Source organism: Acidiphilium rubrum (genome assembly GCF_900156265.1).
GTDB lineage: Bacteria > Pseudomonadota > Alphaproteobacteria > Acetobacterales > Acetobacteraceae > Acidiphilium > Acidiphilium rubrum.
This window is the reverse complement of sequence record NZ_FTNE01000009.1, coordinates 71530-86432: the sequence shown is the minus strand read 5'-3', so window position 1 is coordinate 86432 and position 14903 is coordinate 71530. Positions and strand designations below refer to the sequence as shown.

At 62.0% G+C, this 14903-nt stretch carries 14 protein-coding genes; 6 read left to right on the top strand and 8 right to left on the bottom strand.

The genetic code is table 11. The features are described 5' to 3' along the window. Positions 1 to 101: 101 nt before the first annotated feature. The 6 genes from BW994_RS08750 (at position 102) to BW994_RS08725 (ending at position 6443) form a co-directional block, all read left to right on the top strand. Complete coding sequence (locus tag BW994_RS08750; RefSeq protein WP_029311090.1) at positions 102 to 1403, top strand: MFS transporter; 1302 nt, start codon at positions 102 to 104, stop codon at positions 1401 to 1403. Position 1404: 1 nt separating this feature from the next. Further along, positions 1405 to 1803, top strand: coding sequence for a GlcG/HbpS family heme-binding protein (locus tag BW994_RS08745; RefSeq protein ID WP_029311089.1), 399 nt, complete (start codon positions 1405 to 1407; stop codon positions 1801 to 1803). A gap of 96 nt (positions 1804 to 1899) precedes the next feature. Next, entirely contained in the window at positions 1900 to 2985 is a 1086-nt protein-coding gene (locus BW994_RS08740; protein ID WP_051657211.1) for a sugar ABC transporter substrate-binding protein, read from the top strand. A gap of 2 nt (positions 2986 to 2987) precedes the next feature. Next, complete coding sequence (locus BW994_RS08735; protein ID WP_051657210.1) at positions 2988 to 4496, top strand: sugar ABC transporter ATP-binding protein; 1509 nt, start codon at positions 2988 to 2990, stop codon at positions 4494 to 4496. Continuing rightward, positions 4486 to 5487, top strand: a complete 1002-nt coding sequence (locus tag BW994_RS08730) for an ABC transporter permease (RefSeq protein WP_029311086.1) — start codon at positions 4486 to 4488, stop codon at positions 5485 to 5487. Before BW994_RS08735 ends, BW994_RS08730 begins: the two co-directional genes overlap by 11 nt. Beyond that, positions 5484 to 6443 carry an ABC transporter permease gene (locus BW994_RS08725; protein WP_029311085.1) on the top strand — a complete coding sequence of 320 codons (960 nt, stop codon included), beginning with the start codon at positions 5484 to 5486 and terminating at the stop codon, positions 6441 to 6443. Before BW994_RS08730 ends, BW994_RS08725 begins: the two co-directional genes overlap by 4 nt. A 3-nt stretch (positions 6444 to 6446) precedes the next feature. Here the strand turns inward: BW994_RS08725 and BW994_RS08720 are convergent, their stop codons facing one another. The 8 genes from BW994_RS08720 to BW994_RS08685 form a co-directional block, all read right to left on the bottom strand. After that, positions 6447 to 7196 carry an SDR family NAD(P)-dependent oxidoreductase gene (locus BW994_RS08720; RefSeq protein ID WP_029311084.1) on the bottom strand — a complete coding sequence of 250 codons (750 nt, stop codon included), beginning with the start codon at positions 7194 to 7196 and terminating at the stop codon, positions 6447 to 6449. A 63-nt stretch (positions 7197 to 7259) separates the two neighbouring features. Further along, positions 7260 to 8195, bottom strand: a complete 936-nt coding sequence (locus BW994_RS08715) for a tyrosine recombinase XerC (protein WP_029311083.1) — start codon at positions 8193 to 8195, stop codon at positions 7260 to 7262. Next, positions 8170 to 8574 carry an ExbD/TolR family protein gene (locus tag BW994_RS08710; RefSeq protein WP_029311082.1) on the bottom strand — a complete coding sequence of 135 codons (405 nt, stop codon included), beginning with the start codon at positions 8572 to 8574 and terminating at the stop codon, positions 8170 to 8172. Before BW994_RS08710 ends, BW994_RS08715 begins: the two co-directional genes overlap by 26 nt. A 3-nt stretch (positions 8575 to 8577) precedes the next feature. Next, positions 8578 to 9258, bottom strand: coding sequence for a MotA/TolQ/ExbB proton channel family protein (locus BW994_RS08705; RefSeq protein ID WP_029311081.1), 681 nt, complete (start codon positions 9256 to 9258; stop codon positions 8578 to 8580). A gap of 32 nt (positions 9259 to 9290) precedes the next feature. Continuing rightward, positions 9291 to 11174, bottom strand: coding sequence for a dipeptide ABC transporter ATP-binding protein (locus BW994_RS08700; RefSeq protein WP_076454478.1), 1884 nt, complete (start codon positions 11172 to 11174; stop codon positions 9291 to 9293). Continuing rightward, a complete protein-coding gene (locus BW994_RS08695; protein WP_245594064.1) occupies positions 11171 to 12058 on the bottom strand; it encodes an ABC transporter permease in 888 nt (295 codons plus the stop codon). The genes BW994_RS08700 and BW994_RS08695 overlap by 4 nt, the downstream gene beginning before the upstream one ends. Beyond that, a complete protein-coding gene (locus tag BW994_RS08690; protein WP_029311078.1) occupies positions 12055 to 13008 on the bottom strand; it encodes an ABC transporter permease in 954 nt (317 codons plus the stop codon). The genes BW994_RS08695 and BW994_RS08690 overlap by 4 nt, the downstream gene beginning before the upstream one ends. 31 nt (positions 13009 to 13039) lie before the next feature. After that, a complete protein-coding gene (locus BW994_RS08685; protein WP_076454484.1) occupies positions 13040 to 14734 on the bottom strand; it encodes a peptide ABC transporter substrate-binding protein in 1695 nt (564 codons plus the stop codon). Positions 14735 to 14903: the final 169 nt, after the last annotated feature.

The following is a 14903-nucleotide window of genomic DNA, read 5'->3' as shown; positions in this document are numbered from 1 at the left end:
GGGCAGTTTTGCATGCAAAATTGAGCTGTAATGTCAGAATGCGCTCTGGCAGTATGGCACAACGATAATGGTAAAAAATAAAAAACCGAGGAAATCAGACAATGTCTGCAACAATGACTGTAACGCCGCGCGTAAAAAAAATACAACGAACGGCCCTAGCAATGTTGGTGATCTCCGGCAGTGTGAATTACATTGACCGGGCAACTCTAGCGGTCGGCAATCCGCTCATCCGGCACGATCTTGGACTTTCAGTTGCCGACATGGGCTTTCTGCTGTCGGCCTTTCTCTGGTCCTATGCCTTTGCGCAACTACCTATGGGCGCATTGGTGGACAAATTCCGCCCGCGTTGGATGCTCACAATCGGCTTGTCGCTATGGTCGCTCGCCCAGGTCGTCAGCGGCCTGGTTGGAAGTTTCGGTCAGTTTTATGTGGCCCGCATCGCGCTCGGCATCGGCGAGGCGCCACAGTTTCCCTCTGCAAGCCGCGTCACGCGCGACTGGTTCAACCCCCGTGATCGTGGATTGTCGTCAGGCATCTGGAACACCGCCGGCCCTCTCGGCACTGCGCTCGGCGTGCCGTTGCTGACCGTGCTGATGCTGAATTTCGGCTGGCGCTGGATGTTCATCATCATGGGAATCGCTGGTCTGCTGGTGGCAGCACTCTGGTTCACGGTTTACCGAAATCCGCGTGATGTGGCGCTCGCAGCCGAGGAAAACCAATACCGCACCCAGGGCGACGATGTTGGCCAACGCCACCACATGACGTTTCGCGAGTGGCGGATGCTGTTCGGCTTCCGGACGACCTGGGGCATGATTCTCGGCTATTTTGGCTGCATCTACATGACGTGGATCTACTTCGCCTGGCTGCCAGGCTATTTTGAGATTCAGCGCCACATGAGCGTGAAATATACCGGCATCGCCGCCGCGATTCCGTTTGCTTGGGGCGTGGTCGGCTCCTTGTGTGGCGGCTACCTGGCCGATGTCTTGGTCAGGCGCGGTATCACGCCGATCAATAGTCGCCGCTATCCGGCGGGCATCGCGTTGATCGGGACGGCGGGTTTCACGCTTGTCGCAGCCTATGTCACCAGCAATAATCTGGCGATCGCCTTCATCTCCGCAGCTATTTTCCTGCTTTACATCACGAGTACCTGCGCCTGGGCGCTCAGCTCGGTTGCCGTGCCGCCCAACTTGACAGCCTCGGTTGGCGCCATGCAGAACTTCGGCGGTTATCTCGGTGGTGCCCTGGCGCCGACCGTGACAGGTTTGATTGTGGCTAGCACCGGCTCGTTCGTTCTCGCTCTCGTGGTCGGATCGGTCGTCAGCGTGTTCTCGGCCGGTGCTTATCTGCTGATCGTGAAAAACCCGATCACTACAGCGCAGATCGACCGCGTCGCCGACGTCTGAGATGGACAGGATCAGTCAGGAACATGCACAAAGCCTGATTGTGCGGGCGATCGGGATTGCCTTGGCTGATTACGGTGGCCGCCCGATCTGTATTTCGGTCTGTGATGCCGACGGCTTCCTGATCGCTTTTGCCCGCGCGGACGGGGCGCCGGTGCGCGGCATTGAAATCGCGCAGGGCAAGGCGTATTCTGCGGCGCGCATGGGTGTCAGCACGACCGAGTTTTTGGCCCGCATCCATCGTGAAAACATCGCACCGGGCTATTTCTGCGACCCTCGCCTGACCGCGTTGCCGGGGGGTGCCGTGATCCGCAGCAATGGCCGCCCGATCGGCGCGATCGGGATCAGCGGCCTTACCTCGAATGAGGATCAGGCGATCGCCGACCTGCTGGCCGACGGTTAATTCGACCGCGAAACGCCACATTGTTTTCAATTGTCAAACCATCGACAAACCTGTATTCAATCAATAATAAACGACAAAGACACCAAGGAGGAAACAATGAATCAAGACGCAACTCGCCGCGCCGTTATTGCAGCCATGGCAGCCGGCGCGGGACTTTCTGCGATGCCGCGATCGGCCTTCGCTGCCCCTAAAAAATTTAAGATCGCCCTGTCGAACTCCTACATCGGCAATGAATGGCGAATCGAAATGGTCAATCTGTTCAAGGCCGCGCTGGAGATGGAGCCCTACAAAAGTCAGGTCGAGGGCAGTTATTTCAACTCCGGCAACAATGTCAGCCAGGAGAGCCAACAGATTTCCGGCATGATCGCCGAGCGTGTCGACGCCATTCTGGTCGATGCCGCTTCACCAACCGGCCTCAATGGCATCATCCAGCAGGCACACGCGCGCGGCATTCTGGTGATTTCGTTCGATAACGTCGTGACGACGCCGGCCGCCATCAAAGTGAATACCGACCAGTTCAAGTTCGGCGAGACGCTGGCGACCTGGGTTGCGAAAAAGATCGGCGGTCAGGGCAACGTGATCATGGTGACCGGCGTCGCTGGCACAACTGTCAACGAGCAACGCAACAAGGGTGCCGAATCGGTCTGGCAGAAACATCCCGGCATCAAGATCGTTAACCGCTACGCGGGCGACTGGGATTCCGCGACCGCCGAGAAAAATACCGCCGCTATTCTGCCCAGCCTGCCGAAAATCGATGGCATCTGGTGCCAGGGCGGTACCGATGGCGTGCTGAAAGCCTTCATCGCCGCCAAGCGCACGCCGCTGCCGCCCACCGCCGGTGAGGCCGAAAACGGCTTTCGCAAATTCATGCTGGGATACATGGGCCAGAAGGTCGATGGCCTGTCGATCGGACAACCGCCATATCTCGTGCTGGTGGCACTCGAACTCGCACGGCGAATTCTGAACAAGACCTATCCGCGTCGCGATATCACGATCCCGTTCCCCTTCGTCACCGATGCGACGGTAAAAGCCGGCCAGACCGTGTTTCCGCAAATGACCGACAGTTTCTTCACAGACTTCACCGACAGCGGCCCGAATGCCGTCGTCAAAGTCGGCGTGAACGCGGCATTGCACGGAACGCCCGGACCTGGAACTTTGACTGTCCACCTGCCAAAGGTTTGACGATGCTTGCAACGCCGGCGGTCGCCGCCATCGCGGCACGGTCGGTCAGCAAATCCTTCGGCGGGGTCAAGGCACTCATCAGCGCCTCGATCGCGATCTCACCGGGCAGCGTCCACGCGCTGGTCGGTGAGAATGGCGCCGGCAAATCCACCCTGATCAAAATCCTTGGCGGGCGGATCACGCCCGATGCGGGCAGCGTCACGATTGATGGCGAACCGGCGCACAGCGGCATCGCCGCCTCGCGTCGGCATGGCATTGGCACGGTGTTTCAGGAACTGACCCTGCTGCCGTTCATGACGGTCGCCGAAAACCTGCTGCTGGGGCGCGAGCCGCGCGGGCGCTTCGGCCTGATCGATCGCGCGGCGATGCCAGATGTCGCCGAGCGTGAACTCGCCGCACTCGGGATCACCCATATCGATCCGCGCGCCCTGACCGCCGATATCGCGCTCGCCGAACGCCAGATCATCGAAATTGCCCGCGTCATCCTGGCGAAGCCGCGCATCCTGCTGCTCGATGAGCCGACCTCCGCTTTGGTCGAGCGCGAAGTCGCGTGGCTGTTCGGTCAGATCCGGGCCTTGCGCGACGGCGGTACGGGAATCGTGTTCACCTCGCATCGGTGGGGTGAGATCGCCGCCATTGCCGACCGCATCACGATTTTCCGCAACGGTAGCGATGTTGGTTGTTTCGACTCGATCGATGAGGATGAAGCGATCACGCTGATGACCGGCCGGCAACTCGAAGCCCTATTTCCCGTCCGTACGCCGGCACCGGCTAAGCCGCCGGTCCTAACCCTGCGCGGCGTGCGCGCCGAAGGGATCGCACCGCTCGATCTGGCGCTATCGTCCGGCGAGATCCTCGGTATCGGCGGCCTCGCCGGACATGGTCACCGCAGCCTGTTCTTCGGCCTGTTCGGCGCGCCCGGCTTCACCCAGGGCGAGATCAAACAGGACGGCCGCGCCATCCGCATCAGATCCCCGCGTGACGCGATCCGAGCCGGCATCGCCCTGGTCCCCGAGGACCGCAAGAGCGAAGGGTTGTTCCTGCCGCTCAAAATCCGCGATAATCTGACCCTGCCGATCCTGGCCCGGCTGTCGCGGTTCGGCGCGATCCGGCGCGGCGCGGAGCGGTCTCTGGTTGATGACACGATCGCCCAGCTCGCGATCCGCACGCCGAGCCCATCGCAGCCGGTCGGCGTGCTGTCGGGCGGCAATCAACAGAAAGTCCTGCTCGGCCGCTGGCTGCTGACCAAGGCGCGCATCCTGCTGCTGTACGATGTCACGCGCGGGGTCGATGTCGCGACCAAGCATGAAATCTACGATCTGGTCGCCAAGCTCGCGCGCGAAGGTTACGCCATATTGTTCTATTCCTCCGATGCCGAGGAACTCGCCCATCTCTGCCACCGCGTGCTGGTGATGCGTCGTGGCGCCTTCGTCGCCGATCTGCCGGGGGCCGATCTGACCGCCGAGGCGATCGTTTCCGCAGCCATGCGCGAGTCTGCCCATGCAGCCTGATACTACGGCCGACGCCCTGCCGCGCGGCAACCGGCTTGGCCATCTGATCGCCCAGAACATCGGCCTGATCCTAGCCGGCGCGATCCTGCTGATCGCGATCGTCGCGTTCATCCTGATTTATGGTATCGAACAGCAACGCCTGCCGGGCAATTTCGAACTGACCTCCACGGTCAACAGCGCCGTGCCACTGGCTTTTGCCGCGGTCGGCCAGTGTTTCGTGGTGCTGACCAAGGGCATCGATCTGTCGGTCGGCGGCGTAGTCGATCTTGCCAACGCCATGGCCGCGGTCACCATGGGCAAATCGCTCACCAGCGGCCTGGTGTGGTCGGTGGTCATCCTGATGGTCGGTGCCGCATGCGGTCTGGTCAACGGCCTCCTGGTCGCGCTGGGTCGGCTGCAACCGATTGTTGTCACGCTCGGTACACTGTCGATCTATCAGGGCCTCGCCATCCGCGTGCTGCCCGAACCAGGCGGTGCGATCCCGCCGTCCTTCACGAATTTTCTGGTCAACCCGAATGCCCCCTACGCGCTGATTTTCATTGTTCTGCTAGCGCTCGCGTGGTCGGCGTTTCGCCGTTCGCGCGCGGGGGTCGATTTATATGCGATCGGCAATGACGAAGCCGCCGCCCGCGCGCTGGGCGTGAACATCCTGCGCACCAAGATCATCGCCTATATGCTCGATGGCACGCTCGCCGCCGCCGCCGGCCTGTTCCTCGCCGCATCGGCCACGGCGGGCGATGCCACCACAGGCAATTCCTATACCCTGTCCTCGATCGTCGCGGTGGTGCTCGGCGGTGTGTCGCTGTTCGGCGGCCGCGGTTCGGCGATCGGGGCGATCGCCGGGGCGCTGATCACCACACTGATCGTCAACATCCTGTTCTTCGGCCACGTCAACCCGCTGTTCCAATCCTTCTATGAGGGCGTGTTCCTGCTGATCGCTGTGGTGGTCGGCGGCGTGATCGGCGGCACCATCCGGCGGAGGCCCAAATGAACAAATTCAAAACCATGGCCCCGGAATCCCGCCGGGTTCTTTATGCCATCGCCGCCGCCGTCGCGCTGTTCCTGCTCGGCCAGGCGGTTCATCCGGGATTTCTCGGGCTCGCCAGCGTCGAGAGTATTTTGGTCATCGCGTCCTTCGTCGGGTTGGTCGCGGCGGGGCAGTGCTTCGTCATCCTGATCGGCGGCATCGACCTCTCGGTGCCCTGGGTGCTCAACGCCGGGGCGATCGTGCTGACCACGACGTCGCTCGGGCTGGAATCGCGCGCGCCCATCGCCATCGTCGCCGCGCTGGCCATGGGCATCGTGGTCGGTGCCATCAATGGCGCCGGTGTCGCCATTTTCGGCATTCCGGCTGTGGTGATGACGCTCGCGATGAACGGCATCATCGAGGGCCTGGTCCTCGGCTTGACCGGCGGCTTCACCTGTTCGGCCTGCTCGTCCTACGCCCCCCCTTTTGTGCAGGCGCTGGCGCATGACAGCCTGCTCGGCGTCCCTGACGCCTTGCTGCTCTGGCTCGTCGTGATCGTGCTGGTCACGCTGGCGCTGAACATCACCAGGTTCGGCCGCGCCACCTACGCGCTCGGCAACAATCCGCGCGCCGCCGTGCTCGCCGGAATCGATGCGCGCGGCATGACCATCATGCTCTATGCCGCCAGTGGTTTCTTCGCCGCGCTTGCGGGGATTCTGCTGGTCGGCTTCGGTGGCCAGGCCTCGCTCGGCATGGGCGATCCTTATCTGTTCACATCGATCGCCGCCGTGGTGATCGGCGGCGTCAATATCCTCGGCGGCCGGGGCCATTACCTCGGTGTTGCCGCCGGGGCGGTCAGCCTGACCGTGCTGGTCTCGGTCCTGCTCGCCCTGAACATGCCCGACTATGTCCGCAGTATCGCCTACGGCGTCGTCATCCTCGGCCTGCTGCTGGCCTATGGGCGCGAACGCGAGACCTGAGGCTCAATAGGTCGCGCGGCCGCCCGAAATATCGAACACCCCACCGGTCGTGAACGAGCACTCGGGGGAGGCGAGCCAGCAGACCAGCGCTGCGATTTCATCAACCGTGCCGAACCGCCCCATCGGGATTTTCGAGAGCATGAAATCGATATGCTGCTGGGTCATCTGGTCGAAAATCGCGGTGCGCACGGCGGCCGGTGTCACGCAATTGACGGTGATGCCGGTCTTGGCGAGTTCCTTGCCGAGCGATTTGGTCAGCCCGATCACCGCGGCCTTCGAGGCGCTGTAGGCCGAAGCGTTGGGATTGCCCTCCTTGCCGGCGATCGAGGCGATATTGACGATCCGGCCGGTATCCTTCGCCAGCATATACGGCACGACGGCCTTGTTGGCGTGGAACACCCCGTGCAGATTGACCGCGAACACCTGCTGCCAGTCCGCGACCGGATACTCCCACGTGGTTGCGTTCGGCCCGGTGATGCCGGCGCTGGCAACCAGGACATCGATCCGGCCGAACGCCGCATCCGTCGTGCGCGCCGCCTGTTCGACCGCCGCCCAATCGGTCACATCGACCGGCACGCCGATCGCCTTGTCCCCGAACCGGGCCACCGCCGCATCAATATCGGTCGGGTTCCGGTCCCAGATGGCAACGCGCCCACCCTCGGCGATGATCCGGCTGGCCACCGCGAGTCCGATGCCGGCGGCACCGCCGGTCACGACGGCGCATTGTTGATCGAAGCGATTTTGATGGTTCATGTTTCCGTCCCTTATCGATGAGAGACAGTCTCTAGCACCCGAACCGCCGCCTGTCTCGCCTGATCAGGACCCGGCGCGCGGGTGGGCGTTCTGCCACACCGCCAGCAGTTGCGCGGTATCGACCGCGGTGTAGCGCTGCGTGGTCGACAGGCTGGCGTGGCCCAGCAATTCCTGGATCGCGCGCAGATCCGCCCCGCCTGCCAGCAGATGCGTGGCGAAGGAGTGGCGCAGCGCATGGGGTGTAGCGTGCTCGGGCAGCCCGTTGGCGCGGCGGAATGCGCGCAGGTGCTTCTGCACCACGCCGGCATTCAGTCGCGCGCCCCGCGCCCCAAGAAACAGCGGCGCATCCGGCGCGGGGGCAGGGTGGTGCGCCCCCCAATCGGCCAGTGCCGCGCGCACCGCCGCCAGCAGCGGCACGATGCGTTGTTTGCCGCCTTTGCCACGCACACGCAGGGGCGAATCCGGCGGCGGCAGGTCGCGCCAGTCGAGTGAAAGCGCTTCGTTAATGCGCAGGCCGGCGCCGTACAGCAGCGCCATCACCGCATTGTCGCGCGCGGCGAGCGCTTGGCTCGCCGCGGTATCGCCCAGCGCCTCGACGACCGCGCGTGCATCCGGCGCGGTCAGCGCGCGCGGCAGCGGCCTGCGACTCCGCGGCGTCAAGATCAAGGTCGAGGCTTCATTGGTGATGCCGTGGCGTAGCCGCAGGTAACGATAAAAGCTACGGATGGCGGATAGTTTTTTCGCCCGTGTCGCGTTGCCGGCACCCTTGGTGGCAAGGCGTGCCAGATACGCCCGTAGATCAGCCAGCGAAACCGCTGCCAGATCCGCCCCGGTCGGCTCGCTGCCGATATGCAAAGTCAGAAAGCCGATAAGCTCGGCTAGATCACCGCCATAGGTCTCGATCGTCTTGACGGCGGCGCGGCGTTCACCGGCCAGATAGGCCAGGAACGCCGCCTGCAGCGCAAGCGCGGTTTCAGTGCTTGGTGGCAAGCCCGACATCGGTGATACCGGATTTCCGTACCGCGTTCATGACCTGCATGATCCGCTGATACTTCACCGATTTGTCGCCGGCGATGATCACGTCGATCTTCTTGTTGGTATCATACAGCCCGGTCAGATAGGTCTGGAGCCCGGCGCGTGTGATATCCTGGTTCTTGACGTGCAGCCCGCCCTGCGGATCGATCATGATGACAATCTGCGTGGGTTTCAGCTCATTGGCGGTCGATGCCCCCGGCAATTGCAGCTTGACGCCGGAATCCGGGATCATCTTCAGCACGATCATCACGAAGAACACCAGAAGGAACATCATGATGTCGATCATCGGCACGATTTCGAGGCGCGGGCGCTCGCGCTCCATCAGGTTGGATTTACGGCGCATGGCTCAGACCCTCGCGAGTTCGGCGGCAGCGCGCGATTCTGCCATGGTTGACGGCGCGCCGACCGTCCCATCCGCCAGCCCGCGGGTGTGGAAGCGGTTGATCAGCACGACCTTGATCAGTTCGAGCTGCTGGATGATCCGGCGGCTGAGCGCGTTGAAGTAGTTCACGAAATACACCGCAATGATCGCGATCAGCAAACCAGCACCGGTCGAGACCAGCGCATCCGCGATGCCGCCGGTCACCTTGGCCGGACCGCCATGGGCGGACAGCACGTTGAACGCCTGGATCATGCCGATGATGGTGCCGAACAGGCCCAGCAGCGGCGCGATGGTGACCGAGGTATCAAGAATCCACAGACCGCGATTGATCCGCGGCATGCTGTCCATGATCTCTTCCTCGAGATGATTATCAAGTTCGTCCATCGTCTCGCCGCGCGAGGCGAGGGCGGTGACGATCAGGTGTCCCTGCAAGGTCTTGCTGTTCGCTTCCGCCAGTTCGCGCAGTCCCTCGACATTGCCGTAACCGACCTGCCGAAGCTTGGCATGGATACGGCTGCCGGCGTTGATGGTCTTTTTGAGCAGGTAGAGGCGCTCGAACGCAACAACCAGGGTGATCAGCAATAACAGCGGCATCACGGCCAGGAGGCCACCCGTGAGCAGGACAAGTCGGACGATTTCATTCATGGGTCAAACTCCTAGGTCTTTGCAGTCGCAGTCTAAACGGCGGACGGCTGTACGGTTGAAGGGTTAAATTCCATAGTTTCAGTCGGTCCGCCCGGTTGGTTCGTGCGGAAATGCGGCGAGGCGGCGATCAGTTCACGCGTGTAGGCATTCGTTGGTCGCGTCAGCACGTCCTGCGCAGTCCCGAACTCGACCATGGCACCGCCGTTCAAAACGGCGATCCGGTCGGCCATATAACTGACTGCGGCAATATCATGACTGATCAGCATATAGCTCAAACCATCTTGACGCGCCAAATCTTTCAAAAGGTTCAGCAACAGCGCCTGTGTTGAAACATCAAGACTCGAAGTTGGTTCGTCAAGCACGATTATGCCCGGATTCGTCGCCAGGGCCCGCGCAATCGCAATCCGCTGCGCCTGCCCGCCGGACACCGACCCGGGAAACAGGTTCAGCATCCGCTCCGAAAGACCCACACGGTCGAGCAGGGCGGCCGCTTGCGCCATTCGTGCACGCTGGCCGCGCATTCCGGCGAGTTTCAAGGGCTCGGCAACGATATCACCAATCCGCATGCGCGGATTCATCGATTCTTTGGGATCCTGAAACACCACCTGAATGCGGCGCCGGGCCAGCTTGCGCTGTTGGCGCGGCATCGTATCGAATGCCTCGCCGTTCAAGATTACGTGACCCTGATACGAGATCATCTGCAACACCGCGCGGCCCAGGGTGGATTTGCCCGACCCGCTCTGCCCGACGATGCCAAGACATTCGCCCTGCCTCAGGCTGAACGAAATGTCGCTCAGCGCGCGCATCTTGTCCTTACGCCCGATCATGCCTTGGAAAAAACTCGTAGCCGTCCGCTCGTAATCGACGCCGAGCTTGGTCACTTCCAGCGCCGTGCCGCGCGATGGTGCGGCAATCGGCGCCGGATCATCGAGCACGGCATCGAGCATAGCGGCAGGATTGATCTCGCGGCCGCGCCGGCACGCAAACATCGTGCCGCCAGTCGTCTCCGGTGCCGGGTAGGCGGTTTCGCAGGCCGGTTCGCGGAACGCGCAGCGCGGCGCGAAGCGGCAACCCGGTGGCCGTGTTTCCGGATCGGGCAGATTGCCGGGAATACTGGCCAGGCGCGTCTGGCCTAACCGCGGCACCGCGCCGAGCAGCGCCTGGCTGTAGGGGTGGCGCGGCTGCGCGAAAAACGACCGTGCGGTGCCCCATTCGACCGACTTACCGGCGTAAAGCACATGCACCTGATCGGCATGTTCCTCGACGATCGACAGATCATGCGTGATGAACAGCACGCCCATCCGATGTTCACGCCGCAGCCGGCTCAACAGCGCCAGGATCTGGCGCGCCACCAGCAGATCGAGGCCGGTGGTGGGTTCGTCGGCGATCAACAACTTCGGCGAGCAGGCCAGCGCCATCGCGATCATTACGCGCTGGCGCATGCCGCCGGAAAACTGGTGCGGATAGTCATCGAGCCGGTCGGACGGATCGGGAATGCCAACCTCGCCGAGCAAATCGAGCGCCCGGGCGCGCGCGGCGCGATCGGTCTCGCCGGTATGCAGACGATAGACTTCGGCAATCTGATTACCGACCCGCGTGGTCGGATTGAGCGCCGAGAGCGGGTTCTGAAACACCATGCCGATGTCGCGGCCGCGCACCCGGCGCATTTCAGACTCAGTCAGCGCGGTCAAATCCGTGCCCGCCAGCATCACCCGGCCGGAAACCTCCGCACTGCGCGGCAACAGGCGGATCACGCCGAGCGAGGCAATCGTCTTGCCCGAGCCGCTTTCACCGACCAGCGCGGTCATCTCCCCGGCATTGACGGTCAGGTTGATGTCATCGAGCACCGCGATCGGTTTGCCACGACCGCGCTTGAGCGCGACGGAAAGCTGATCGAGCGTGAGAGCCGCGCTCATCGTGCCGCACCAAACCGCGCGAGCAGCCCCTGACCGATCAGATTGGCCGCCATGATCGAAAGAAAAATCATCAACCCGGCCGGCAGGATCATCCACCACGGATCGAGCGCGATCAGGTTGAGGCCGGTCTGCAACAGCCCACCCCAACTGGTATAGGGCGGCTGCAGACCAAGGCCGAGGAAGCTCAGCCCGGACAGAGCGAGCACCGAATCACCGACCAGAAATGTCGCGTTCACCACCAGGATCGGCGCCATCACCCGCAGAATATGCGCCCGCGCGATATACCACGTGCCGCCGCCGAACTGCCGCGTTGCGAGGATGAAATCGCGGTTGCGCTGAGCGATCGCCTCGTTCCGCACGATGCGCGCAAGACCGGGCCAGGATGTCAGGCCGAGCAGCAAAATCAGCTCGAACGTCCCTGGGGTGAACAGCGCCGAAAAGAAGATCAGCACCACCAGGCCGGGCAGCGCCAGAATCGCATCGAGCACGCGCATCAAGACCTTGTCGAACCAGGACGGGCTGAGCGCTGCCGCCAAACCATAGGTGATGCCGAGCAGAAAGGTCAGCACGGCGGCCGGAATGCTGACGATCAAAGTGGCGTAGCCGCCCGCGATCAGCCGCGCCAATTCATCGCGCCCGATCTGATCGGTCCCCAGCGGAAACGCGGCACTCGGCGCCTCAAGCGCATGATGACCGTGGATCGCATAGGGGCTGGCCGTGTAGAGATACGGCCCGATCAGGCTGAACAACACAACGATCGCCGCCAAGGCAACGCCGGTGACCAGCGTGCCGCGATCGCCGAGCCAGTTTGCGGCACGTTCCGCCGCCGAACGCCGCAAGGCGCCGCCAGGTGCATGGATGGTTTGGCCGAGTGCGTTGCTCATTCATAGCGCTCCCTGGGATCGAGTAAGCCGTTGACCAGATCCGCCAGCAGATTGCCGATGACGGTGAGCGCGCCGATCAACAGGACGATGGCCGAAATCACCGGATAATCCTGCGACAGCGCCGAGCGCCACAGCAGGTAGCCGAGACCCGGATAATTGAACACGGTTTCCACCAGCACCGAGCCCGCAAAAATACCGGGAAATGCGAGGCCCAGAATGGTCACCAACGGCCGCAGCGCATTGCGCAAGACATGCTTGAACAGCACCGCCCGAAACGTCAGCCCCTTGGCGAGCGCGGTGCGCACATAATCCTTGCCGAGTTCCTCATGCACCGAGGTGCCAAAGTAGCGCGACAGGCCAGATACGCCGAGCAGCCCAATCGTCAGCACCGGCAGCGCGAGGTGCCGCCCGTAGTCGAGCAAACCCGGCTGTTCGAGCCGCAGATTGGTGATGCCGCCGGTGGGCAGCACGCCCCATTTCACGCCGAAATACAGAATGAACATGGTGCCGACAAAAAACGTCGGCAGCGCATAGAGCGAGAGTTGCAACGCCCCGATCAGTCGCGCCGGCCACCGCCCATACGTGACGCCCTGCACCAGCCCGATGCCGATCGACAGCACCAGTGAGAGCAGAATCGCACCGACATAGAGCGCCAGCGTATTCATCATGTAATCACCGACCAGTTGCGTCACCGGCCGGTTGAGCAGGTAGGAATAGCCGAGCCGCCCTTGCAGCAGATGCCACCACCAGAGCAGATATTGCTGCCACAGCGGGGCCGCGAGGCCCAGGCGGGCGTTCAACTGCTGCACCGCCTGCGGCGTCGCTTTCTGCCCCAGGATTGAAAACGCCGGACCACCCGGTGTCGCGTGCGTCATGAAGAAAACGATGGTGATCAGAATCGCCAGTGAGAGAATGGCGGTGGCAAGGCGATTGGCGATCATGCGCAGCATGGGCGATCTCCCGTCCTAATGGTGCGTGGCATCAAGGCGTTGTGGCGTCTGCAAGTTGCGCGGTGCACGATTGCTTATCGAAATACAGATAATTCGCGGCCCATGCGCCCCCGCTCAGGAATTTCCGGACACCGCGCAGATGCGGGTTCGCCAGCACGACAACGCCGGGCTCTTCCTCGAAAATTTCCGGCTGCTGCTCAGCGGCATAATCCTGATATTTATACAGAGCGCCCATGCCCGGCGTGGTCGTCACGGCATCGAGCAAGCGATCCATTTTCTTGTCGCTGTAGCCAGCCTGATTATAACTGCCGCCAGTGCGCAACTGCGCGCCATCGGACGGATACGAACCAAGGCTCCAGCCGAACCCCATGGCCTCCCAGGCGAGCGGCCGATTCGAAAGCGCGAGCAACTGGTTGAACGTTACCTGCCGGATTTTCATCTCGATGCCGATGGCGCGCAACGTCTGCTGCGTCATTTCGCTTCGAAGCAGCGACGTGGTCCCGCCCGATGAGGCCAGATAGGTAAAACTCAGCCTGCGACCATCTTTTTCCCGAATCCCGTCCGGCCCCATTTTCCAGCCGGCTTGATCGAGCAGTTTACGCGCCTTCGCCGGATCGAAACCAACCGGATACTGCCCGGCCTTTGCGGTGGGCGACAGAAATGTCGGTGGGTCGACCGGCACCGGACCATGCTGAACTCTGGTGGTGTTGTGAAAAAGGAGCTTGATCTTAGCCTTTTCATCGATCGAATCCGCGATCGCCTGGCGGACCTTCACATCCCTGAAAAATGATACCTTCGGATTTTTGTAGTTCAACTGCATGTAGTCAAAGCCGAAATTCGGCGCAGTGCGCACGATCCGGACATTCTTGAGCTCATGCCCGGCCTTCCAGAGTGAAAACGGCAGATTGCTCATGTCGATCGAGCCGGTCCGCATCCCCTCGATCTCCGAGCCGGCGCTGTGCAGAAAGGTCATGATGAAGCGACGGATCCGTGGCTGATGCCCCTGGTAGGTCGGGTTCGGCCCGAAAATGATATGGCGCCCAAGCTCGAAACTGACCAGCCGGAACGGGCCGTCCACCACCTTGAAAAACGCCGGGTCGGATTGGCGCCGCCACATCTGATTGATCGAGTATTTGCCCCAGACATGCTGCGGGTAGGGCGTGAGCTGCGCAAGACCGACCAACTCAAACCAGATCGGGTTGACCGGATGGGTGGTGACGATCTGAAACTGGTTCGGGCTCAGCAGAGTGAAGGATTTCACGGTACCCGGAATGCCGCCGGCGCCATAATCGGGATAGGTTGGTCCCAGTTTCTTGATCAGGTCATACGTGTATTTCACGTCGGACGCCGTGACCGGCTTGCCGTCGGACCATGCCCACGGCTTCATCGTCACGGTGAAAATGGTGTCATCGGCCGAAACATCGATACCGGAGGCGATACTACGAGAATAATCGATCTCATGCTTCGAATTGACGAATAGCAGCCCCTCGTACAGCAGGGACACCGCTTCGCCATCATAGGTCGAGCCGATCAGCAGCGGATTGAGCGAGGTCACCGAAGCCGGCGGCGTGCCAAGCCCAACACCTGGCGGCACAATCACGGTGCCGCACGTCTGCGGCGCTGCGGCAATGGCGGGGAAGGGCAGGGCGAGCAGGGCAGCAAGTAGGCACCGACGCAGGCGGGTGAACCGGTTGTTCAAACCTGTCTGTACATGTGCTGCCGTCATGATCACCCCTCGATCCCGCTGATCCATGGAACGCTCGTCAAGCAGGTTTCCACGCGATTGGAAAGCAAAAACGCAAATAAAATGCTGCTAAAAAAACTGTGTCGGATGTGTACTTAGAATTGAAATATTCAATGCATTTTCGCTGAAAATTCATTCTGAATCACACAAC